At 52.7% G+C, this 23,671-nt stretch carries 21 protein-coding genes, 1 other RNA gene and 1 other annotated feature; of the genes, 6 read left to right on the forward strand and 16 right to left on the reverse strand.

The annotated features are described in order from the left end of the window. The first annotated feature begins 68 nt into the window (after window positions 1–68). On the forward strand, window positions 69–1,190 hold the full coding sequence (gene ydiK / locus HV127_RS24325) for an AI-2E family transporter YdiK (RefSeq protein ID WP_182239385.1): 1,122 nt from the start codon (window positions 69–71) through the stop codon (window positions 1,188–1,190). 328 nt (window positions 1,191–1,518) lie between these two features. Beyond that, window positions 1,519–1,626, forward strand: an RNA gene (gene rprA / locus HV127_RS24330) — antisense sRNA RprA. Here rprA and HV127_RS24335 read toward each other — a convergent pair. The 3 genes from HV127_RS24335 to ppsA all read right to left on the reverse strand — a co-directional run bounded on the left by HV127_RS24335 (window position 1,626) and on the right by ppsA (window position 8,015). After that, the gene (locus HV127_RS24335; RefSeq protein WP_182239387.1) at window positions 1,626–3,995 is read right to left on the reverse strand and encodes a glycoside hydrolase family 3 N-terminal domain-containing protein; all 2,370 of its coding nucleotides are present in this window, start codon (window positions 3,993–3,995) and stop codon (window positions 1,626–1,628) included. The two genes, rprA and HV127_RS24335, sit on opposite strands and share 1 nt — an antisense overlap. Before the next feature lie 4 nt (window positions 3,996–3,999). Continuing rightward, on the reverse strand, window positions 4,000–5,397 hold the full coding sequence (locus HV127_RS24340; RefSeq protein ID WP_112213418.1) for an MFS transporter: 1,398 nt from the start codon (window positions 5,395–5,397) through the stop codon (window positions 4,000–4,002). Window positions 5,398–5,636: 239 nt separating this feature from the next. Beyond that, window positions 5,637–8,015 (reverse strand): phosphoenolpyruvate synthase, encoded by a 2,379-nt coding sequence (ppsA, locus tag HV127_RS24345; protein WP_182239389.1) that lies wholly within the window; start codon window positions 8,013–8,015, stop codon window positions 5,637–5,639. A gap of 342 nt (window positions 8,016–8,357) precedes the next feature. Between ppsA and HV127_RS24350 the strand changes: the two genes are divergently transcribed. The 3 genes from HV127_RS24350 to hemP all read left to right on the forward strand — a co-directional run bounded on the left by HV127_RS24350 (window position 8,358) and on the right by hemP (window position 10,735). Continuing rightward, complete coding sequence (locus HV127_RS24350; protein WP_110275732.1) at window positions 8,358–9,191, forward strand: pyruvate, water dikinase regulatory protein; 834 nt, start codon at window positions 8,358–8,360, stop codon at window positions 9,189–9,191. A 154-nt stretch (window positions 9,192–9,345) separates the two neighbouring features. Further along, the gene (gene aroH / locus HV127_RS24355) at window positions 9,346–10,392 is read left to right on the forward strand and encodes a 3-deoxy-7-phosphoheptulonate synthase AroH (RefSeq protein ID WP_182239391.1); all 1,047 of its coding nucleotides are present in this window, start codon (window positions 9,346–9,348) and stop codon (window positions 10,390–10,392) included. Window positions 10,393–10,555: 163 nt separating this feature from the next. Then, window positions 10,556–10,735 (forward strand): hemin uptake protein HemP, encoded by a 180-nt coding sequence (gene hemP, locus HV127_RS24360; protein WP_112213502.1) that lies wholly within the window; start codon window positions 10,556–10,558, stop codon window positions 10,733–10,735. A 35-nt stretch (window positions 10,736–10,770) separates the two neighbouring features. On the opposite strand, the gene selO is transcribed toward hemP, so the two are convergent. From selO to HV127_RS24380, 4 genes are all read right to left on the reverse strand, one after another. Beyond that, a complete protein-coding gene (selO, locus tag HV127_RS24365; RefSeq protein WP_182239393.1) occupies window positions 10,771–12,213 on the reverse strand; it encodes a protein adenylyltransferase SelO in 1,443 nt (480 codons plus the stop codon). A 114-nt stretch (window positions 12,214–12,327) separates the two neighbouring features. Then, a complete protein-coding gene (locus tag HV127_RS24370) occupies window positions 12,328–12,792 on the reverse strand; it encodes an NlpC/P60 family protein (protein WP_182239395.1) in 465 nt (154 codons plus the stop codon). Between the two features lie 81 nt (window positions 12,793–12,873). Further along, window positions 12,874–13,623, reverse strand: coding sequence for a vitamin B12 ABC transporter ATP-binding protein BtuD (gene btuD, locus HV127_RS24375; RefSeq protein WP_182239397.1), 750 nt, complete (start codon window positions 13,621–13,623; stop codon window positions 12,874–12,876). After that, on the reverse strand, window positions 13,623–14,174 hold the full coding sequence (locus tag HV127_RS24380; RefSeq protein ID WP_182239399.1) for a glutathione peroxidase: 552 nt from the start codon (window positions 14,172–14,174) through the stop codon (window positions 13,623–13,625). Before HV127_RS24380 ends, btuD begins: the two co-directional genes overlap by 1 nt. A 223-nt stretch (window positions 14,175–14,397) precedes the next feature. Here HV127_RS24380 and HV127_RS24385 point away from each other — a divergent pair, with 223 nt between their 5' ends. Further along, window positions 14,398–15,198 carry a MetQ/NlpA family lipoprotein gene (locus tag HV127_RS24385; RefSeq protein WP_181485896.1) on the forward strand — a complete coding sequence of 267 codons (801 nt, stop codon included), beginning with the start codon at window positions 14,398–14,400 and terminating at the stop codon, window positions 15,196–15,198. Window positions 15,199–15,247: 49 nt separating this feature from the next. On the opposite strand, the gene btuC is transcribed toward HV127_RS24385, so the two are convergent. From btuC to thrS, 9 genes are all read right to left on the reverse strand, one after another. Continuing rightward, complete coding sequence (btuC, locus tag HV127_RS24390) at window positions 15,248–16,234, reverse strand: vitamin B12 ABC transporter permease BtuC (RefSeq protein ID WP_182239401.1); 987 nt, start codon at window positions 16,232–16,234, stop codon at window positions 15,248–15,250. 96 nt (window positions 16,235–16,330) lie between these two features. After that, entirely contained in the window at window positions 16,331–16,630 is a 300-nt protein-coding gene (gene ihfA / locus HV127_RS24395; protein WP_004102960.1) for an integration host factor subunit alpha, read from the reverse strand. A 4-nt stretch (window positions 16,631–16,634) separates the two neighbouring features. Then, window positions 16,635–19,022: a phenylalanine--tRNA ligase subunit beta gene (gene pheT, locus HV127_RS24400; protein WP_182239403.1), complete on the reverse strand. Its 2,388-nt coding sequence runs from the start codon at window positions 19,020–19,022 to the stop codon at window positions 16,635–16,637. A 15-nt stretch (window positions 19,023–19,037) separates the two neighbouring features. Next, window positions 19,038–20,021, reverse strand: coding sequence for a phenylalanine--tRNA ligase subunit alpha (gene pheS, locus HV127_RS24405; RefSeq protein ID WP_181485890.1), 984 nt, complete (start codon window positions 20,019–20,021; stop codon window positions 19,038–19,040). A gap of 170 nt (window positions 20,022–20,191) precedes the next feature. After that, window positions 20,192–20,317: a sequence feature (Phe leader region), on the reverse strand. Continuing rightward, window positions 20,268–20,312 (reverse strand): pheST operon leader peptide PheM, encoded by a 45-nt coding sequence (pheM, locus tag HV127_RS24410; protein WP_001386830.1) that lies wholly within the window; start codon window positions 20,310–20,312, stop codon window positions 20,268–20,270. (Overlaps the previous feature by 45 nt.) 118 nt (window positions 20,318–20,435) lie before the next feature. Beyond that, a complete protein-coding gene (gene rplT, locus HV127_RS24415; RefSeq protein ID WP_004102963.1) occupies window positions 20,436–20,792 on the reverse strand; it encodes a 50S ribosomal protein L20 in 357 nt (118 codons plus the stop codon). A gap of 50 nt (window positions 20,793–20,842) precedes the next feature. Next, window positions 20,843–21,040, reverse strand: coding sequence for a 50S ribosomal protein L35 (gene rpmI / locus HV127_RS24420; protein WP_001124225.1), 198 nt, complete (start codon window positions 21,038–21,040; stop codon window positions 20,843–20,845). Window positions 21,041–21,136: 96 nt separating this feature from the next. Further along, the gene (gene infC / locus HV127_RS24425) at window positions 21,137–21,679 is read right to left on the reverse strand and encodes a translation initiation factor IF-3 (protein WP_071830666.1); all 543 of its coding nucleotides are present in this window, start codon (window positions 21,677–21,679) and stop codon (window positions 21,137–21,139) included. Window positions 21,680–21,682: 3 nt separating this feature from the next. After that, a complete protein-coding gene (thrS, locus tag HV127_RS24430) occupies window positions 21,683–23,611 on the reverse strand; it encodes a threonine--tRNA ligase (RefSeq protein WP_110275722.1) in 1,929 nt (642 codons plus the stop codon). Window positions 23,612–23,671 lie beyond the last annotated feature (60 nt).

Consider the following 23,671-nt stretch of genomic DNA (forward strand, 5'->3'; position numbering starts at 1 on the left):
ATTATTATCAGTATATGGAATTACGCTGCGTCAGCCTTTTGACGCGACTGCAAAGGTAAAATTTCACTATGATTAACCCCAACCAGCCCCGGGACATACCGCAAGTTCTGCTGTCGGTGCTGTTTTTGTCCCTGATAATTATTTCCTGCCTGTGGGTTGTGCAGCCATTTATCCTGTCATTTGCCTGGGCCGGCACTGTGGTTATCGCCACCTGGCCAGTACTTTTGCGCCTGCAGCGCCTGCTTTTTGGCAAACGCTCTCTGGCCGTGCTGGTCATGACGCTGCTGCTCTTTTTACTGTTCGTTATCCCTATCGCACTGCTGGTCAACAGCCTGGTGGATAACAGCACGCCGCTTATTAAGGTGGTCACCAGCGGCAACTTTACCCCGCCCGATCTGGCGTGGCTGAACAGTATTCCCCTGATTGGCGATAAGCTGTACACCGGCTGGCATAATTTGCTGGAGATGGGGGGGACGGCAATTATGACCAAAATTCGCCCCTACCTTGGCACCACCACCACCTGGTTTGTCGGCCAGGCGGCGCATATCGGCAAGCTGTTGGTTTATTGCGGCCTGATGCTGCTGTTTAGCGCCCTGTTGTACTGGCGCGGCGAACAGGTGGCCTATGGATTCCGCCACTTTGCTACTCGTCTGGCGGCAAAACGCGGCGATGCGGCAGTGATCCTCGCAGGTCAGGCGATTCGCGCCGTGGCGCTGGGAGTGGTGGTGACCGCGCTGGTTCAGGCGGTACTGGGCGGTATCGGTCTTGCCATCAGCGGCGTGCCCTACGCCGCGCTGCTCACCGTAGTGATGATTTTTACTTGTCTGGTACAACTGGGGCCGTTGCTGGTTCTGGTGCCGTCAATTATCTGGCTGTACTGGACCGGGGATACCACCTGGGGCACCGTGCTGCTGGTGTGGAGCTGCGTGGTGGGCACGATGGATAACTTTATCCGCCCAATGCTGATTCGGATGGGCGCAGACCTGCCGATGATTCTCATCCTGTCCGGCGTTATCGGTGGTCTGGTGGCGTTTGGTATGATTGGCCTGTTTATTGGCCCGGTGCTGCTGGCCGTCTCCTGGCGTCTGTACGATGCATGGGTCAACGAAGCGCCACCGCCGCCGAAAGATCCTGACCTGGTGCTGGAAGAACTCAGCGAGCTGAATACGCGAGCCCCTCTGGATAAATAGAGTGAAAAGGCGGGGAAACTCGCCTTTAAGACTGATGACAAACCTGGTTTAGATATTGTGCTCGTATTCTTGCCGGACGGCGGCTGACGCCTTGTCCGGCCTACAAAACCCATAATATCAACAAAATTACGCATTTTTCGTAGGCCCGGTAAGGCGCTAGCCGCCACCGGGCAATGCCGCTTAAACTTAAATAAAACTGATACATCGCACACAGCAATCCCCTTCCCTCAAGCCAATTGACACATTTACTTCGCAGATTCTTTACCTCAATTTAACTATTGAGAGGAATCTGATCGACGCAAAAAATCTCTGTGCCTACTATTAGCTCACGGTTATGAATCAACACATTGATTTATAAGCATGGAAATCCCCTGAGTGAAACAACGAATTGCTGTGTGTAGTCTTTGCCCATCTCCCACGATGGGCATTTTTTTGTCAGCTCACTTCGCAACGGCTCATCATGCGCCAGTCCCGTGGTAGCTCGCGAACCTCACCATTCACCGTTACGGTTGCCGTTCCGCGAATGTCTGCGGAGGATGCGCCAATCTGCAGTTCAAACTCTCCCGGTTCGACAATTCGCTGACCGTCACGACGGGTGAAGTTGAGCATATCTACCGGCAAATAGAAGCTCAGCGTTGCCGTTTCGCCAGGATCGAGCGTCACACGCTGGAAGGCTTTTAGCTCCTGGAGCGGGCGCACCATCGAGGCGACTTTATCGCGAACGTAGAGCTGAACCACCTCGCTACCGCGGCGTTCTCCGCTGTTGAGCACGGCAACCTGCACGGCGATTTCACCGTCCACGTTAACCTCCTGCGCCAGCAAATGTGGTTCGGCGTAATCGAACGTCGTCCAGCTTTGCCCGTAGCCGAACGGGTAACGTGAGCCAAAGTGAAACGCAAACGGCGTACCGCCGCTTTTCAGCTTATGGTTGTAGTAATAGGGCATCGCACCGGCGCTTTTCGGTACGCTGACCACTAAGCGTCCCTGCGGTTCGGCGCGACCGGTTAACACATCGGCAATCGCCCAGCCACCTTCCTGACCAGGCGCCCATGCCATAAGCAAGCCAGCGATGCTGTCCTCCAGCCCCTGTAGGTTATAAGGTCGCCCGCCGGTCATCACCACAATAACCGGTTTACCGGTGGCAACCAGCGCTTCCAGAAGCTGCTGCTGAACGCCCGGCAGATTCAGACTGTCGGTATCGGAACCTTCACCCACTGTGCCGCTCTGGAACAGACCCGCCAGGTCACCCACGCAGGCCACGACGACATCACTTTCCCGGGCGACGCTTACCGCATCTGGGATCAGGCTGACGTCCAGCGAGACCGGTGATTGCTGCATCGGTTTGCCGCCGCTATCGCCAGGGAATACCGGCGCACCGGCCATCCGCTGTTCAATAATATGACAGCCCTTAGCGTAGCTGACCTGCTCCTCGCCAAGATACTGCCGCAAAGCAGCTAGCGGCGTAGTCACCTGCGAGACCTCATCCACCATATCGCTGATGATCAGGTGTACCGGGAAGCTGTAACCGCTCAGCAGCGCCAGCGGATCGTCGGCGGTGGGACCCACCACCGCCACCTTCGGCTTACCCGACAATGGTATCGCGCCCCGGTTTTCCAGTAGCGTCAGCGAGCGTGTCGCAACATCGCGAGCCGCCTGACGGGCGCTTGCCGATTGCAGCACAATACCCGTCACGTCGGTATAGGGGTGTTCAAAGAGCCCAAGACGGAATTTCTCGGTCAGAGTGCGGGCAACAATCTCATCAATTTTCGCCAGAGTGATTAATCCACGATCCAGCGCCTCGCGCAGGTGACGTGCGCAATCATCTTTCGGCAATTCCACATCAAGACCGGCATTGAATGCCAGCGCTGCGGACTCTGCTGCATCGTGTGAGATACCGTGATGCTGGTGCAGCAGACTGACACCGCCGTAGTCGGCAACGATAATGCCGTCAAAGCCCCACTGCTCGCGCAGAACGGTGGTCAGCAGGAAGCTATCGCTGTGGCCCGGCTGGTTATCGATATCGTGATAGGCTGGCATCACCGAACCGGCATTGGCCAGCTTTACCGCCATCTCGAACGGCAGCAGGAAGGTATCATTCAGTTCGCAAAAACCAAGGTGTACCGGAGCATGGTTGCGCGCGCCCTCGCTAAACGAGTGCCCGACGTAATGTTTGAGCGTCGCCAGCAGATCGCGTTTTTCACTTTGTAAGCCATTGACGTAGGCGCAGGCCATGACCCCAACCAGCCACGGATCTTCGCCAAAGGTCTCTTCGGTCCGTCCCCAGCGCACATCTCGAGAGACGTCCAGCACCGGAGCCAGCCCCTGTTTACAGCCGGTCGAACGGGCTTCAGCGCCAATTTCCCGCGCCGCGCGCTCGACTAACTCAGGGTCCCAGGTTGAACCGTAGTTTAGCGATGAGGGAAACAGCGTCGCATCTTTGCACAGCAGCCCAACCAGACACTCTTCATGAAACAGCGCCGGAATACCCAGCCGGGTCTCTTCAATCAGCATTTTTTGCAGGCGATTCGCCGCCCGCACGCCGCTCTGCGCATCCACAATATGTGTCCCCAAGGGACGAGTGATTTGCCCGACGCCAAGTTTCAGCCTTTCCGCCAATGAAGTCTGCTCACTGACGCCAGCGAATTCATCGCTCATATCGCTGCGCTCACGGTGATCGCCATTTTCCGCCAACACCAGCCAGTACGCGTGCATCTGGGCAAATTTTTCTTCGGTCGTCATTCGCGACAATAAATCCGCAACGCGTTCCGCGATAGGGCGATGAGCATCCTTATAAATCACAGTCATGTTATTACTCCTGTAGGGCTGAATTCAGCGTCGGCTGCGCTGTTTCTTGCGCGCGCGCTTCACGTTTATGGGCCAGTTCACGAGCGATGCTGTCTGCCGTACGGCTGTTGAGTTTGTAGAGCATCAGCAGAAGCGCCATGGCGATAAACAGTACCGATGGCACCAGAGTGAAAAGCGCATTGATGGTGTTTAACACCGTGGTGGATTGATTCAGCGCATTGGGGGCATAGTTCACCATTCCCAGCACCCAGCCGACGACGGCGCCGCCAAGCGCGAGGCCGAATTTAATGGCGAATAGCGCGGTAGAAAACACCAGACCATCGAGACGTCGTCCACTGCGATGTTCTTCGTAATCCACCACATCAGAGAACATAGTCCATTGCAGCGGCGTGGTGAGATTTTGAATAAAGCCAAAGATGACGTTGAGGCTTAATATTAACCACAATTGATTGGCGGGAATAAAAAAAATAGCCGCTGCAAAAACAACGTAAGTAATAATTGTCCACTGATAGGAACGTACGCGGTCAAATTTCCCGAGCAGGCGCGCAGATAATAATGCGCCGAGCAGCGCCGCAATCATCCCGGTAACGATAAATGTGAAGACCATATCCGGGCGCTGCATCACATATTTGACGTAATACATGGTTGCCGAGCCGCGCGTCACCACCGCGGTAAGTAATAAAATATTGAAGATAAAAACGATGCGCCACTGACTATTTCCCGCTAACAGCTTAAGGTCTTTTAATAACGAACCTGAGCTGTCGCCCTGCGGGGTATATCGCTCCCGGGTCAGGAAAAAACAGCTAAAGAAAAGCACAATGCCGAGGATACCCATCAGGCTCATGGCATAAAAATAGCCTTTTTGCGCATCACCCTGTCCCAGATGGGCGACCAGCGGCAGCGCAATCACGGTGACAATCAGCCCGCCAATAAACGACAGCGCAAAGCGCCACGACTGGAGCGAGTGACGCTCGTGCGGGTCCATCGTTAACGCGCCGGGCATAGCGCAATAAGGCACGTTAATCGCCGAATAGATAAAGCTTAAAATAGCGTAAGTGACACAGGCGTAAACGATTTTTGCTGTTGGTCCAACATCAGGAACGTAGAAAGTAATAATACAACTTACGCCAAACGGAATGGCGAACCACAATAGCCAGGGGCGAAACCGCCCGTGCCGGGTACGGGTTCTGTCGACCAGGGCGCCAATACAAGGATCGACCACCGCATCAATAACCCTGACGACCAAAAACATCGTCCCCATGATTGCGGCAGGTAAACCAAAAACATCAGTGTAGAAATAAGCCAGAAAAAGCGTGGCCGTTTGCCACACCAGCGCGCTGGCCATATCGCCAAGACCATAACCTATTTTATCTTTTGTAGTGAGTACCGAGGAAAGTGTCATTATTATTATCCTGTACACAATAGAAGAGGTATTTCAGGAAGTGGTTATCATGATTTTTGATAACGTTGTGTCAGTATTAGTAATAAACAGAGAAGGGACAATTGTAGAAATTAACTGTCGGATTACGGTATTTTGTTTTTTTCGTTTTATGTGACTGAGCGCAAATAAGCGGTGCGGGTGAGCGAAAACAAAAAAAATCCCCGCCATTACTGACGGGGATGACATATTTTAGCGAAAATTTACTTATTCAGTTCAGCCAGGCCAAGCCAGGTTTGCACCACGGTATCCGGGTTCAGAGACAGGCTATCAATCCCCTCTTCCATCAGCCACGCGGCAAAGTCTTCGTGGTCAGACGGGCCCTGCCCGCAGATACCCACGTATTTACCCTGTTTCTTCGCCGCGCGAATCGCCATCGACAGCAGCGCTTTCACCGCTTCGTTACGCTCATCGAACAGCTCAGAGACCACACCGGAGTCACGGTCCAGACCCAGCGCCAGCTGCGTCATATCGTTGGAACCGATAGAAAAACCGTCGAAGTATTCGAGGAACTGGTCAGCCAGCAGCGCATTTGATGGGATTTCACACATCATAATCAGCTTCAGGCCATTTTCGCCGCGCTTGAGGCCCTGGCGTTCCAGCTCTTCAACCACTGCTTTCGCCTGCGCCACGGTGCGGACAAACGGCACCATGATTTCGACGTTAGTCAGGCCCATATCGTTACGAACGCGTTTTACCGCGTCACACTCCAGCGCAAAGCAGTCGCGGAAACTTTCGGAAACGTAACGACCGGCTCCACGGAAGCCCAGCATCGGGTTCTCTTCTTCCGGCTCATAACGCTCACCGCCGACCAGGTTGGCGTATTCGTTAGATTTAAAGTCGGAGAGACGCACAATCACTCGTTTCGGGTAGAATGCCGCGCCAAGCGTCGAGATCCCCTCAGTCAGACGACCAACGTAGAACTCTTTCGGCGAGTCGTAGCCTTTCATTAGCTCGCGGATTTCGTTCTGCAAAGCTGGTTCCTGATCGTCAAACTCCAGCAACGCACGCGGGTGCACACCAATCATACGGTTGATGATGAATTCCAGACGCGCCAAGCCCACGCCTTCATTCGGCAAGCAAGCGAAGTCGAAGGCCCTGTCCGGGTTGCCGACGTTCATCATGATCTTCAGCGGCAGATCCGGCATTTCGCCAACGCTGGAGCTCTTAATGCTGAAGTCGAGGATTTCGGCATAGACGTAGCCAGTATCGCCTTCCGCACAGGAAACAGTGACGTTCTGGTTTTCCTCAATGCGATCGGTCGCATCGCCGCAGCCCACTACCGCCGGGATCCCCAGCTCACGGGCGATAATCGCCGCGTGACAAGTACGCCCGCCACGGTTGGTGACGATCGCCGCCGCTTTCTTCATGATCGGCTCCCAATCCGGGTCGGTCATGTCGGTGACCAGCACGTCACCAGGCTCAATGCGGTTCATTTCACTGATATCGTGAATAACTTTTACTGGACCCGCACCAATACGGTGGCCGATGGCACGCCCTTCGGAAACAATCTGCCCCTGTGCATGGAGGGTATAACGCTCCATCACCTGGCCGCGTGAACGCACGGTTTCCGGTCGGGCCTGCACGATAAACAGCTTACCGGTGTGGCCATCTTTCGCCCATTCGATATCCATCGGACGGTTGTAGTGTTTCTCGATCTGCACCGCTTGTTTCGCCAGCTCCTGCACTTCCTCGTCGGTTAACGAGAAAACGTCGCGCTGCGCCTGCGGAACATCTTCAATACGCACCTGTTTCCCGTGTTCCTGGGTCGGGGCGTAAATCATGCGGATCTTTTTCGACCCCATGGTGCGACGCACAATGGCCGGGCGACCCGCTTCCAGCGTCGGCTTATGCACATAGAATTCATCCGGGTTCACCGCGCCCTGCACGACCATTTCGCCGAGGCCCCAGGCGGAGGTGATAAACACCACCTGATCAAAGCCGGACTCGGTATCAATGGAGAACATCACGCCGGATGAGGCGAGATCGGAGCGCACCATTCTCTGCACCCCGGCGGAGAGCGCCACGCCGCGGTGATCGTAACCCTGATGTACGCGGTAGGAGATTGCGCGATCGTTAAACAGCGAAGCAAAGACGTGCTTCACCGCGACGAGCACGGCGTCAAAGCCCTGCACGTTGAGGAATGTCTCTTGCTGCCCGGCGAAGGAGGCATCCGGCATATCTTCAGCGGTCGCGGAGGAGCGAACGGCAAAAGAAGCCTCAGCGTCATCAGCGGACAGCTGGGTATAGGCATCGCGAATCGCATTTTCCAGTTCACTCTGGAACGGCGTATCAATGATCCATTGACGGATCTGTGCGCCCGCTTTCGCTAATGCGGAAACGTCGTCAATGTCGGTTTCATCCAGCAGTGCGTAAATGCGCTGGTTAACACCGCTTTGGTCCAGGAACTGATCAAAAGCATCAGCGGTGGTGGCAAACCCGTTCGGTACGGAAACACCCATACCAGAAAGATTCGTAATCATTTCACCCAGGGAGGCATTTTTGCCTCCAACCCTGTCTACATCATTCATGCCGAGTTGGTTATACCAAAGCACCAGCGGTGACGAGCCATTGTTGGACATCGAGACAATCCTTTTGTGATTTAATACCAGTGATAAATAATTCACGATCGACTACGGGATTTATCCTGACATATTTATGCGGCTTAAAAAAACGGTGAATCGTTCAAGCAAATTATTTTTTCGTTTTTAGGATTCTTTTCCGGATATAGCTAACCTAATGATTCTTCAATAATCTGGTGGATTTTGATACAAAAGATACGCAGTTGCGAAAAATGAACAGGGCTTTTCATTAAAAATAAAAATAGTGTTTCACTTTTTAAATATGAGACAAAGCCTGGAGCGATATGCTTAAATTTAATATCAGCTTTCAGGTAATTAAACTCTTTATACCGGATGGTCAAAATGGAAAGTGCTGTAGATCGCCACGTGTTTTATATTTCCGACGGTACCGCCATTACGGCAGAAGTGCTGGGTCATGCGGTCATGTCACAATTCCCGGTCGCCATTAGCAGCGTGACCCTGCCGTTTGTCGAAAATATCAGCCGCGCGCGCGCCGTGAAGGAGCAAATTGACGCGATTTTTCAACAAACCGGTATTCGTCCGCTGGTGTTCTACTCCATCGTTATTCCGGAAATTCGCGACATCATCATGCAAAGTGAAGGATTCTGTCAGGACATCGTTCAGGCACTGGTGGCCCCGCTGCAGCAGGAATTACGTCTCGACCCGTCGCCGATCGCTCATCGCACCCATGGTTTAACGCCGGGTAATCTGAATAAGTACGATGCGCGTATCGCCGCTATCGATTACACCCTCGCGCACGATGACGGGATTTCACTGCGCAACCTCGACCAGGCTCAGGTGATCCTTCTTGGCGTTTCGCGCTGTGGGAAAACGCCCACCAGCTTATATCTGGCGATGCAATACGGTATTCGCGCCGCCAACTACCCGTTTATCGCCGATGATATGGACAATCTGATTCTTCCCGCATCGTTAAAACCGCTACAGCACAAACTATTCGGGCTAACTATCAATCCAGAACGTCTGGCGGCTATCCGTGAAGAGCGACGGGAAAATAGCCGCTATGCTTCCATGCGCCAGTGTCGGATGGAAGTAACCGAAGTTGAAGCGCTGTATCGCAAAAACAAGATACCTTGCCTGAACAGTACCAATTACTCCGTGGAAGAAATCGCCACTAAAATCATGGATATTATGGGGCTAAGCCGCAGAATGTACTAGCGAGCTAGTACGATATCAAAAATTTGTTTATGCTATCACCCGTGGCTCATACAGGATCATGCCCTGCTCTTGCAATAAGCAGGGATTGGTTTATCGTGATGCGCATCACTTCCCGGCATTTTCGCCGCGGAAGAAACAGATTTTTGAGACCCCAATGAATAAAACAGACGAATTGCGTACCGCGCGCATTGAAAGCCTGGTAACGCCCGCGGAACTGGCGCAACGGCACCCTGTGTCTGCCGATCTTGCAGCACACGTCTCCGCTTCACGCCGCCGAATCGAGAGGATCCTCAACGGTGAAGATCGCCGCCTGCTGGTGGTGATTGGCCCATGTTCCATTCACGATACTGATGCGGCGATGGAGTATGCGCACCGCCTGCAAGGAATGCGCGAACGTTACCAGCCACAGCTGGAAATCGTGATGCGCACCTACTTTGAAAAACCGCGCACAGTGGTTGGCTGGAAGGGATTGATTTCCGATCCTGACCTGAACGGCAGCTATCGGGTCAATCATGGCCTTGAGCTGGCCCGCAGCCTGCTGTTGCAGGTGAACGAGCTGGGCGTGCCGACCGCCACCGAATTTCTCGATATGGTGACCGGGCAGTTTATTGCCGACCTGATTAGCTGGGGCGCTATCGGCGCGCGCACCACCGAGAGCCAAATTCACCGCGAAATGGCCTCGGCGCTCTCCTGCCCGGTAGGATTTAAGAACGGTACCGATGGCAATACGCGTATTGCCGTTGACGCCATTCGCGCTTCCCGCGCCAGTCATATGTTCCTGTCGCCAGATAAACAGGGGCAGATGACCATCTACCAGACCAGCGGCAATCCTTATGGTCATATCATTATGCGTGGCGGGAAACAGCCTAACTACCACGCCGCCGATATCGCCGCTGCCGGGGATGTGCTGGCGGAATTCAACCTGCCGCAGCAGTTGGTGGTTGATTTTAGCCACGGGAATTGCCAGAAACAGCATCGCCGTCAGCTGGACGTCTGCGCCGACATCTGCCAGCAGATCCGTGCAGGATCAACCGCCATCGCCGGGATCATGGCCGAAAGCTTCCTTCAGGAAGGCACGCAGAAGGTTATCCCCGGGCAGCCTCTGACCAGGGGACAATCGATTACCGACCCTTGCCTGAGCTGGGAAGATAGCGAACGTCTGCTTGCGGAACTAGCCGCAGCAACCGCAACCCGCCTTTAGCCCTTCTCCCTACCACATTCGTGGTGGGGATATTTTCTCAGTCCCCGACAACAAACCTGCCAAATATGGTATTCCTGTAAAAAATACTTGCCGTGAAAATCAACATTATTGATAATGATAATCATTGTTGCTTTGATTTTTATTTTTGAGTGCTATGACGCGTATGGATAACACTGCCACAGCAGAAAAAACAAAAGACAATGCCCCTTACCCCGTTTCCACGGACAGGCAGATAAACAGCCGCACGTTATTAGGTAGCGAAGGACGGGTAGTTATCGAACACGACGGTCAGCGTTATTTACTGCGCCAGACCAATGCGGGCAAGCTGATCCTGACCAAATAATTATCCCCGCCGATAATGGCAGGGATAACGATTTACTAGCTGGAACAGCTCACTTCAAGACGCCTCCCCCAGTCTGGCGGACGGTTAATATAATCATCCGTTCGATCAGCAAAGGGCTGAGATAATGCGTTATGCAGACGTTCCAGCTCGCTCATATCACCTTGCTCCGCTTGTTCTATCGCGCGCTGTGCCAGCCAGTTACGCAGTACAATTGCCGGGTTTACGCTGTGCATATGCGCCTGCCGCTGTGCATCCTCAATCTGCTCATCGCGCAGACGCGCGCGATAGTCGGCAAACCAGCTATCAAAAGCGATACGGTCGATAAACTCATCGCGTAGCGGCGAGGCAGCGCTAGCCTGTTCGCTCACACTCAGCATACGGAAAGTTCGGGTATAGTCGCTACCCTCACGATCCATTAGCGCAAACAGTCCATCAAGCAGCTCGTTATCGCCTTTTTGCTGGGTAAACAGCCCCAGCTTATCGCGCATACGGCGACCGTACGCCGTCAGCAGTGCGTGCTGGTAACCATCCAGCACGGTATTTAATGCCTCAGCGCTGATAAAAGGTGACAGCGTTTGCGCCAGCCGTTGCAGATTCCATAGCCCCACCGCTGGCTGATTATCAAAGCTATAACGCCCCTGATAATCAGAATGATTGCAGATGAAGCCCGGCTGGAAGTCATCAAGAAAACCGTATGGCCCGTAGTCCATCGTCAGCCCCAGAATCGACATATTATCGGTATTCATCACCCCGTGGGCGAAGCCGATAGTTTGCCAGTTAGCGATCATTTCCGCTGTTCGTGTGACAACGTCACTAACCCATAAAACATACTTATCGGCTTCGTCTTGCAGGTGCGGCCAATAATGGCGAATCGCAAAGTCTGCAAGTAGCTGAACTTTTTGCGGCTCACGGCGATAGTAAAAGTGCTCAAAATGGCCAAAACGCAGATGGCTTTCCGCGATGCGCATCAGCATCGCACCCTGTTCAACGGTTTCCCGATACACCGGCGTGTCGCTGGTCACTATCGCCAGCGCACGTGTGGTGGGAATGCCCAGCGCATGCATCGCTTCCGAGGCCAGGCCTTCGCGAATCGTCGAGCGCAATACCGCTCGCCCGTCGCCCATTCGCGAATAGGGAGTGAGTCCGGCACCTTTCAAATGCCAGTCAAAGCGTCGACCATCGGGTAGCTGCTGTTCGCCAAGCAAAATCCCGCGCCCATCACCAAGCTGTCCGGCCCAGGAACCGAACTGATGACCGCTGTAAACCTGCGCCAGCGGCGACATCCCCGGCAGCAGGGTTTCGCCACCCCATACGCCAGCGCCCCGATCTGGTTTGAATAACGAATCAGGAATGCCCAGCGTTCGCGCCAGTGACGCGTTGTGCCAGACAAGCCGCGCATTCTCCAGCGGAGTTGGTGTTAATGCAGTATAAAAATCCGGCAGTTCATCACGCCAGTGGGTAGTAAAAGACAGGGCCATAGTACCTCCTGTCTCCAGTGTAGTGCTTTCAACAAATTATTAACACGGAGGGATTTCAGGGGTATTGCGATGAATAAGGGAAACTGGCGCTTCCCTTTGGCTAATTGACCAACGCTAAATTCTTCGCGCCTGCCAGAATTTCTTATGCCAGTACACGTTATCCAGTGATGAACGCGTCACGCCCTGGCTGGTTGAAGCGTGGATAAACTGATTATCCGTGTCATAAATACCGACGTGCAAGCCGCTCTCTCCGGAGCCCGTCTTGAAAAAGACCAGATCGCCGGGTAGCAATTCGCTCTTATCAATCTTAGTGCCTATTTCCGCCTGTTCGCGGGTTTCGCGCGGCAACTGCAACGCGAATTTATCGCGAAAAGTCATCAGCACAAAACCGGAGCAATCAACACCGCGCGGCGACATTCCGCCATAACGATACGGCGCTCCCCGCCAGTTTCTTAACTGCTCATTGAGGTTGGCGACAACGGTAATAGAATCTGCAAGCTGCGGATTTGGCGGCGGCGCCCGATGGCTACTACAACCCGCCAGAAATAGCGCTACAAACAACACGAACCAGAAACGCATCTCAGACGATTCCTCTGTTCCCTATCTTATTGTCAGAATAATTTAGCTTGTTTAGCAATTCGCTGGCAAGGCTACTGCGTGCTACTGTGACGCAACGAGCATAAGATGACCCGCCACCTCCACTCTTTGAAACGCCATCGCATAAGCGGCGGTTAAATTCTCTTCGCTCAGCACCTCGGATGTACTGCCGCAGGCGATAGTTTCCCCCTGACGGATAAGCCAGGAGCTCTGGGCATGGCGGAGGGTGTGATTGAGATCGTGACTGCTCATGACGATCGCAATACCTGAGGCACAAAGTTCACTTAATACCCGATCGAGCGCGGCCTGCTGCGCCACGTCGAGGCTATTCATCGGTTCATCCAACAGTAACAGCTGTCCTGCCGGATTAGCCTGGCGATGGATTTGCAATATTACCGCCGCCAGACGCACACGCTGCCACTCTCCACCCGAAATATGATTCACCTGGCGTCCGAGCTTATCGCTCAGACCCAGTTTTTCTGCGATGGTCTTCAGGAGCGCGTTTTGCGTCTCGTTTTGCAGATGCAGCGACAGATAGTGCCAGACCGGCATCGCGAAGGGCGGCATCTGGTGCTGGCTGAGATAGGCACGATGACGCGCCAGTTCCTGCGCTGGCCAGTCGTTCAGCGGGCGCTCATTGAGCGTCACCTGCCCGGGGCCAGTGGTGAGACCCGCCATTCGCGCCAGCAGCGTGCTTTTCCCCGCGCCGTTTGGCCCCACCAGGTGAATAATCTCTCCGGGTCGGACATCCGCGGTAAATGGCGCCAGACGTCCCGCCTCTTCTACATCCTGTAGCTGCATCAAAAACGGCATTATTTGGCTAAAGCTCCTTTAATCGCGGCCACCAGCTGCGGGGAGTCCGGCGTCATATCTGGTGAGAAACGACCGATAACCTGACCGTCGCGACCAATCAGGAATTTTTCAAAGTTCCACAGGATGTCGTCTACATACAGCGGCGCCCGGCCTTTACTGGCCATTCGCTCATAGAAACCACTACCTTCCGGCGCGATGGCTTGTGGAGCGGCATCGACCAGCTTCTGATACAAAGGCGCACGATGTTCGCCGTTGACGTCAATCTTGCTGAACATCGGGAAAGTGACGCCGTAAGTGGTGCTGCAGAACGTTTTAATCTCTTCTTCGCTGCCCGGCTCTTGCCCCAGGAATTGGTTACATGGAAAGCCCAGCACGCTAAAACCTTCGCTTTCGAGATCTTTTTGCAAAGTTTCCAGCTGCTCATATTGCGGCGTCAGGCCACATTTTGACGCAACGTTGACGATCAGCAGCACTTTGCCTGCATAAGGCGCAAGCGTTGTTTTCTCACCATCAATGGTGGTGACTTCAGTATTGAGAATATCGTGTTGCATAGCCTTCCCTCAGTGAATTAAACCGGTTTCTGCGTGGTGATCCCTATCTACTGTAGCGGATTCAGACCGCGTCATTCTACTTTGAATCGCCCTGGAGTGTCTCTTGATGTAACAGCCCTGACAACATGAATTCATCCCAACAAGGAGACAGAGCAATTCAGTGTACAGTGATAAATGGATGTAATAGTATTTCGTTAATTGTTAATTTGAGAGAGTTTTATTGATGAAAAAGATGTTTAGCACGGCGTTAATTGCCGCCTCCGTGGCGCTACTCTCGGCCTGTTCGCCAGATGAAGATAATAAAGTTAAAGTGGCGATTAACACCGGTCCGGATGAGGCTATCTGGAAAGTGGTTGAACAAGTCGCAAAAGACAAATACAACCTTGATGTTGAGGTTATCTCGTTTAATGATTACGTCCTGCCTAACGAAGCCTTAAACAATAAAGATGTCGATGCTAACGCTTTCCAGACGCTGCCTTATCTGGAGGCGCAGTCAAAAGAGCGCGGCTACAAGTTTGCGATTGTCGGTAAAACTTTTGTCTTCCCAATTGCCGCTTACTCAAAGAAAATCAAGAACATCAACGAACTGCCTAACGGCGCAACGGTGTCTATTTCTAACGAAACCACCACTCTGGGCCGCAGCCTGCTGCTGCTCCAGGCGCAAGGCTTAATCAAGCTGAAAGACGGTGTCGGTTACCTGCCAACGGCTCTGGATATTATCGACAATCCAAAACAGCTGAAAATTGTCGAGGTTGATACGCCGCAACTAACCCGTACGTTGGATGACCCGAACGTTGCGCTGTCGATTATTAATACCAACTTCTCTGCGCAGGCTGGTTTATCCGCCGCCCGCGATGGTTTATTTATGGAAGGTCCGGACTCTCCGTACGTCAACGCCATTGTTTCGCGCGAAGATAATAAAGACAGCAAAAAGGTTCAGGAGCTGAAAGAAGCCTTCCAGACCAAAGAAGTCGCAGATAAGGCAGCCGAAGTCTACAAGGGCGATGCCATTAAAGGCTGGTAATATTCCCGACTTATTGCAGGCGCTGTGGTAATACAGCGCCTGTATTGCCCTACTGCGGACGGCCTGATTTTAACAATAACCAGATAAACACCGGCGCACCCAGCGTCGCGGTGACCACGCCGATGGGCAGTTCCGCCGCCGACAGCGCCAGACGTGCGACAATATCCGCCCCCAGTAATGCGCTGGCTCCGGCTAACATACAGGCCGGAAGTAAAACACGATGATCGCTTAAACCGCATAAACGCAGAATGTGCGGAATGACCAGGCCAATAAAACCAATCGCCCCGGCCAGCGCCACGCTAACCCCCACCAGCCAACCGGTAGCCACCACCAACACTTTGCGCCATAGCCACAGCGGTAAGCCCAACTGTCGCGCGGACACTTCGCCCAGCGCCAGCAGATTGAGTGGCTGCGATTGCAAACACACCCAGCCCAACACCGGCAACAGCGCCAGCATTAGCCACAACTGCTGCCAGTCAACGCCGCCAAATCCCCCCATCATCCAGTACATCAACTGACGAAGATCGAAAGAGGTAGAAAAATAGACAGCCCAGGTCATCAGTGCACTACAGATGATACCTAGCGCGACACCCGCCAACAGCAACCGGCTGGTGGACAAGTGCCGTCTGGCGAAACGCAGCAAAATAAAGGTGATGACCAGCGCGCCAAGAATCGCGCATAGCCCTAACGCCCAACCAGGAAGCAACCCTTTTCCCAGCAGCACGGCGGCAATCAGGCCAACACCAGCCCCATTGGATACGCCCAGCAGCCCCGGCTCCGCTAGCGGGTTTTCAAACAGCGCCTGCATTATCGCCCCCGAAAGCGCCAGCGCAGCCCCTACCAGCAGGACGGCAAGGGTTCGCGGCAGGCGAATTTGCCAGATAAACAACTCACCTTTGGCGCTGAACCATTCGGCAGGACCGATCCATTGATCGCCAGCACATAGACTAACGGACGACGTCACCAGCAGCAGCAAGGTTAATGCGATAAGCCAACGCCGACTGCGGCGCTGTTGAATTTGAGCAAAGGTCAGCATAGGTTCCGTAACACAGGAGAGAGATGTGGTTGATTTTACGGTATTCAGAGAAGAAAAGAAAAAAGGCCGCATAGCGGCCTTTTTAGTTAGTTCAGATTATTTGTCTCTGGGTGACGCATTTTCGACACGGCTTTTAAGTTTCTGACCGGGTCTGAAAGTCACCACTCGCCGGGCTGTAATAGGAATATCTTCACCCGTTTTCGGGTTACGGCCCGGGCGTTGGTTCTTATCACGCAAATCGAAGTTGCCAAACCCGGAGAGTTTTACCTGCTCTCCGTTTTCCAGAGCACGGCGAACCTCTTCGAAAAACAACTCTACCAGCTCTTTGGCATCCCGCTTGCTAAGCCCAAGCTTATCAAACAGATATTCTGACATTTCAGCTTTTGTAAGCGCCATAGGTTCAATCCCTCAATGATGCCTGGAATCGCTCTTTCAATGCCTCTACACATTTGGCGACGGTAGCGGCAATCTCCTCTTCTTCGAGTGTACGGCTGGTATCCTGAAGGATTAGACTAATCGCAAGGCTCTTAAAGCCTTCCGACACGCCTTTACCGCGGTACACGTCAAATAAGTTTACGCCAACTACCTGATTTACGCCAACTTTCTTACATTCGGCTAAAACATCGGCTGCTGGTACGTTTTCCGCAACAACAACAGCGATATCACGACGGTTAGCCGGGAAGCGAGAAATTTCGCGCGCCTGAGGCACCACGCGGTCTGCGAGCTTGTTCCACTCCAGTTCGAAGACCAAAGTGCGACCGTTCAGATCCAGTTTACGTTCCAGCTCCGGGTGAACAACCCCAATGAAACCAATACGTTCACCTTTCAGATAAATCGCTGCGGACTGTCCCGGATGAAGCGCTGTATTGGCTTCGATACGGAATTCGATGTCAGATAATTTACCAGTCAGGTCAAGAACTGACTCAAGGTCGCCTTTTAAATCATAGAAGTCGACGCTTTCTTTTGCCTGGTTCCAGTGCTCTTCATAACGGTTGCCGCAAATAACACCTGCCAGCATTACGTCTTGACGAATCCCCAACGGAGCCTGAGTATCAGGTACAAAACGTAAACCGCTTTCAAAGATACGTACACGGCTCTGTTGGCGGTTTTGGTTGTACACCACCGTACCCAGAAGGCCAGTCCACAATGACAGACGCATCGCCGACATTTCACTGGAGATCGGGCTCGGCAGAATCAGCGCCTCTTCACCAGCGTGAATCAATTGCTGCACTTTTGGGTCGACGAAGCTATAGGTAATGACTTCCTGGTAGCCCTTATCATTGAGCAACATTTTCACGCGCTTAAGCGACAGATCCGCCTCGCGGTGGGTGCCCATGATCAGGCCTGCCTGGACCGGCTCATCAGGAATATTGTTATAGCCATAAACGCGAGCGACCTCTTCGACCAGGTCCTCTTCGATCTCCATGTCGAAACGCCAGCTCGGTGCAACGGCTTTCCACTCGTCCTGACCTTCTGTCACTTCGCAGCCCAGACGACGCAGAATATCGCTCACCTGCGCATCATCAACGTGATGGCCAATCAGACGATCCAGTTTGCTGCGACGAAGCGTAATAGTGGCAGGTTTCGGCAGCGTCGCTTCATTGGTAACATCAATAATCGGACCCGCTTCACCACCGCAGATATCCATCAGCAGACGGGTCGCACGTTCTATTGCCTTATACTGCAGCGCTGAATCCACACCACGCTCATAGCGGTGAGATGCATCGGTATGCAGGCCATGGCGACGTGCGCGACCGGTAATAGAGAGCGGGCTGAAGAAGGCACACTCCAGCAAAACGTTTTGCGTTTCGTCATTCACGCCAGAGTGTTCACCACCGAAAATGCCGCCCATTGCCAGCGCTTTCTGATGGTCAGCGATAACCAGAGTATCGGTATCAAGCTTCGCTTCAGAGCCATCCAGAAGAACCAGCGTCTCCCCTTCATGCGCCATACGTACGACAATCCCGCCTTCAATGCGGTCTTTGTCGAATGCATGCATCGGCTGACCCAGTTCAAGCAGCACGTAGTTGGTAACGTCAACCACAGCGTCGATAGAGCGGATACCGCAGCGGCGCAGCTTTTCCTTCATCCACAGCGGAGTCGGTGCTTTAACATTGATGCCTTTCACTACGCGGCCCAGATAGCGCGGGCATGCATCCGGCGCATCAACCTGAATGGGCAAAACATCATCAACAGTCGCCGCAACCGGAGTGATTTCCGGAGCATTCAGCGGAGCTTTGTTGAGCACGGCCACATCGCGAGCAACACCAATAATACCCAGGCAGTCGGCACGGTTCGGCGTGACGCTGATTTCAATGGTGTTATCGTCCAGCTTCAGGTATTCACGGATGTCGGTACCCAGCGGCGCATCAGCAGGCAATTCGATAATGCCGCTATGATCGTCGGAAATACCCAGCTCGGAGAAAGAACACAGCATACCTTCAGAAGGCTCGCCACGCAGTTTCGCCGCTTTAATTTTAAAATCACCCGGCAGTACGGCGCCGATGGTTGCAACCGCAACCTTCAGACCCTGACGACAGTTCGGCGCACCGCAGACGATGTCCAGCAGACGTTCGCCGCCAACGTTGATTTTCGTTACGCGCAGTTTGTCAGCATTAGGGTGCTGAGCGCATTCAACCACTTCACCCACGACAACGCCGTTGAAGCTTCCCGCGACCGGCTCAACACCGTCAACTTCGAGGCCTGCCATGGTTATCTGGTCCGACAGCGCTTCGCTGTCGATGGCCGGGTTAACCCACTCGCGTAACCACAGTTCACTGAATTTCATTGTTCTGTCCTGCCCTTATTTAAACTGTTTGAGGAAACGCAGATCGTTTTCGAAGAATGCGCGTAAGTCGGTTACGCCGTAGCGCAGCATAGTCAGACGCTCCATACCCATACCGAAGGCAAAGCCGGAATAGATTTCCGGATCAATGCCAACGTTGCGCAGTACGTTCGGATGCACCATGCCGCAGCCGAGCACTTCCAGCCATTTACCATTTTTCCCCATGACGTCAACTTCAGCAGAAGGCTCTGTGAACGGGAAGTAGGACGGACGAAAACGAATCTGCAAATCTTCTTCAAAGAAGTTACGCAGGAAATCGTGGAGTGTTCCCTTCAGGTTGGTGAAGCTGATGTTAGTGTCAACAATCAGGCCTTCCATCTGGTGGAACATTGGGGTGTGAGTCTGATCGTAGTCGTTACGATATACGCGCCCCGGCGCAATGATGCGGATTGGCGGTTGCTGATTCGCCATGGTGCGGATCTGCACGCCTGAAGTTTGAGTACGCAGGAGGCGCGTGGCATCAAACCAGAAAGTGTCGTGGTCAGCACGCGCCGGATGGTGACCAGGAATATTCAGCGCATCGAAGTTATGGTAGTCATCTTCGATTTCCGGACCGGTCGCGACGGTAAAGCCGAGCTCACCGAAGAAACTTTCAATACGGTCGATAGTACGGGTAACCGGGTGCAGGCCACCGTTCTCAATACGACGCCCCGGCAGAGAGACATCAATGGTCTCCGCAGCCAGACGCGCGTTAAGCGCAGCGCCTTCGAGGTCAGCTTTACGCGCGTTAAGCGCCTGCTGGACCTGCTCTTTAGCTTCGTTGATAACCGCACCGGCTGCCGGGCGCTCTTCAGCAGGCAGCTCACGCAGGGTCGTCATCTGAAGGGTCAATTGCCCTTTCTTACCCAAATATTCCACGCGGACGTTGTCCAGCGCAGCAACATCTGATGCCTCGTTAATGGCTGCCTTCGCACTGGCAACCAGCTCTGCGAGATGTGACATGGTTTTCCTCATTATGTCGGTGCAGACACCGGTTATGGTTATTATTTTGCTCTCACTATTTCGAGTGACAGGTAGTGGGTAAATCCGTATCTACCGCAGATTGCTCCGGGCTTGATCGCACGAGTTAATTAACCTACCTGCAGCTTGAAATAGAATGAGCCAGTTCATATACGAAAAAAGCCTCCACAGTGGGAGGCTTTCTGGCGCTGTTTTCCGTTTCTTCTTTCACGCGCTAGCCTCCTGAGTTCAGGTGCTAAAGTAAAAAAAGAAGCGGAAAATAGCAGCATTCATGCTTGCATTACCTTGTCTGGTACGAAATGGAAGACCTGTATTGAAAAGCTTACGACAATAAAAGTCAATGTATTGATAGTGTTGAAACGAAAAGAGGGAGACAAGCTCCCTCTTTCAACTGGCTTATGCCAGAGCTGCTTTCGCTTTTTCGACCAGAGCGGTGAACGCTAATTTGTCGAATACTGCGATGTCAGCCAGGATCTTACGGTCGATTTCAACAGAGGCTTTTTTCAAGCCGTTGATGAATTTGCTGTAAGAAATACCGTTCTGACGTGCTGCTGCGTTGATACGCGCAATCCACAGTTGACGGAACTGACGCTTTTTCTGACGACGGTCACGATAAGCGTACTGACCAGCTTTGATAACAGCCTGGAAGGCAACGCGGTATACGCGAGAACGCGCACCGTAGTAGCCTTTAGCTTGTTTCAAAATTTTCTTGTGACGTGCACGGGCAACTACACCACGTTTTACGCGAGCCATATGTGCTCTCCTGTATCTATTCTAATTAAAAAGTTAAAAGGGTTAACGACTTATGCGTACGGCAGGCACGCGATTACCAGGCCCAGATCGCCTTTGGAAACCATGGCTTTCGGACGCAGGTGACGTTTACGCTTGGTAGCTTTTTTGGTCAGAATGTGACGCAGGTTAGCGTGCTTGTGCTTAAAACCACCTTTACCGGTTTTTTTGAAGCGCTTAGCAGCACCGCGTACGGTCTTAATTTTTGGCATTTTAATAACTTCCACTTCGCATTGTTAATAAACGAAACGTAGGCGAACAATACCTGCGGAACCCGTGGGCTCCACTGGCATTGCTACTTGAAGGCCTTACTGTTTCTTCTTAGGAGCGAGCACCATGATCATCTGGCGGCCTTCGATCTTCGTTGGGAAGGATTCGACTACTGCCAGTTCACTCAGATCGTCACGGACGCGCGTAAGCACTTCCATACCGATCTGCTGGTGAGCCATCTCACGGCCGCGGAAACGCAGCGTGATCTTAGCTTTATCACCCTCTTCCAGAAAGCGAACCAGGCTGCGGAGTTTTACCTGGTAGTCGCCATCATCGGTACCAGGTCGGAATTTAATTTCCTTAACCTGGATAACTTTTTGTTTTTTCTTCTGTTCCTTAGAAGACTTACTCTTTTCATAAAGGAACTTGCCGTAGTCCATAATACGACAAACTGGCGGTTCGGCGTTAGGGCTGATTTCAACTAAATCTACTCCAGCTTCTTCAGCTTTTTCGATAGCTTCTCTCAGACTCACAATACCCAAAGCTTCGCCTTCCAGACCTGTCAAGCGAACTTCCAGGGCGCGAATCTCGCCATTGATACGATTCGGACGTGCCGTTTGAACTCGTTTTCCGCCTTTAATACCTTATTCCTCCAGTTGTTTTAGACTGCGGCTGCGAATCTCTTGTTGCAGCTTCTCGATAACTTCATTTACGTCCAGGCTGCCCAAGTCTTTGCCACGACGGGTACGCACGGCAACTTTGCCTGCTTCTACCTCTTTGTCGCCACAGACCAACATGTAAGGGACACGACGTAAAGTGTGCTCGCGGATTTTAAAGCCAATCTTCTCATTTCTCAAGTCTGCTTTTACGCGAATGCCCGCATTTTGTAGTTTACGAGTCAATTCGTTGACATATTCAGCCTGAGAATCGGTGATATTCATCACCACAACCTGCACAGGTGCAATCCAGGTTGGGAAGAAACCAGCGAACTCTTCGGTCAGGATGCCAATAAAGCGCTCCAGCGACCCCAGAATTGCGCGGTGAATCATCACAGGTACCTGACGTTCGTTGCTTTCGCCTACATAGGAGGCGCTCAGACGAGCCGGCAGGGAGAAGTCTAACTGTATAGTACCGCACTGCCATGCACGATCGAGGCAGTCATAAAGGGTAAATTCAATTTTCGGGCCGTAGAATGCCCCTTCACCCAGTTGATACTCAAACGGGATGTTATTCTCTTCCAGCGCAACGGCCAGATCCGCTTCCGCACGATCCCACGTTTCATCACTGCCGATACGTTTTTCCGGACGCGTTGAAAGTTTGACGACAATTTTGTCGAAGCCGAAAGTGCTGTACATATCATAGACTAAACGAATGCAAGCATTGACTTCATCACGCACCTGATCTTCGGTACAGAAGATATGGGCATCATCTTGAGTAAAGCCGCGTACGCGCATTAAGCCATGCAGCGCGCCTGACGGTTCGTTACGGTGACAGCTACCGAATTCTGCCATACGCAGCGGCAGATCGCGGTAAGACTTCAACCCCTGGTTGAAGATCTGCACGTGACCTGGGCAGTTCATCGGCTTAATGCAGTATTCACGGTTCTCAGAAGAAGTTGTGAACATCGCATCTTTGTAGTTGTCCCAGTGGCCGGTTTTTTCCCACAGCACACGGTCCATCATGAACGGACCTTTAACTTCCTGATACTGGTACTCTTTCAGTTTGGAGCGCACGAAAGTTTCCAGTTCACGGAAGATAGTCCAGCCGTCGTTGTGCCAGAACACCATACCCGGTGCTTCTTCCTGCATATGATACAGGTCGAGCTGCTTACCAATTTTACGGTGATCACGCTTGGCGGCTTCTTCCAGACGTTGCAGATAAGCATTCAGCGCCTTTTTATCTGCCCATGCGGTTCCGTAGATACGTTGCAACATCTTATTGTTGCTATCACCACGCCAGTAGGCACCAGCAGTCTTCATCAGCTTGAAGTGATGGCAGAAACGCATGTTCGGCACGTGCGGGCCACGACACATGTCGACATATTCTTCGTGATGGTATAAGCCAGGCTTATCATCATGAGCAATGTTTTCATCAAGAATCGAAACTTTGTAGTTTTCGCCACGCTTCACGAAGGTTTCACGCGCTTCATGCCAGCTGACTTTTTTCTTGATGACGTCGTAGTTTTTCTCGGCGAGCTCGTGCATACGTTTTTCGAGCGCGTCGATATCTTCCTGGGTCAGGGTATGGTCCAGATCGACATCATAGTAGAAACCATTGTCGACAACCGGGCCGATCGCCATCTTGGTATTTGGCCACAGCTGTTTAATTGCGTGCCCTAAAAGGTGCGCACAGGAGTGACGAATAATCTCAATACCATCTTCATCTTTCGCGGTGATAATAGACAGGGTTGCATCGTTTTCGATTGGGTCACAAGCATCAACCAGCTCGCCGTTTACACGACCAGCTATAGTGGCTTTCGCCAGACCCGGACCGATATCCAGAGCAACATCCATCGGACTCACAGCATGATCAAAATGGCGTTGGCTGCCATCAGGAAGCGTAATTACAGGCATTTCATGTCCTTATTTGCAGTGGTGCCCCGCACGAAAGAGCACATACAAAACAATATAATC

It is taken from the genome of Klebsiella sp. RHBSTW-00215 (genome assembly GCF_014103785.1).
In the GTDB taxonomy this organism is placed as follows: Bacteria; Pseudomonadota; Gammaproteobacteria; order Enterobacterales; family Enterobacteriaceae; genus Klebsiella.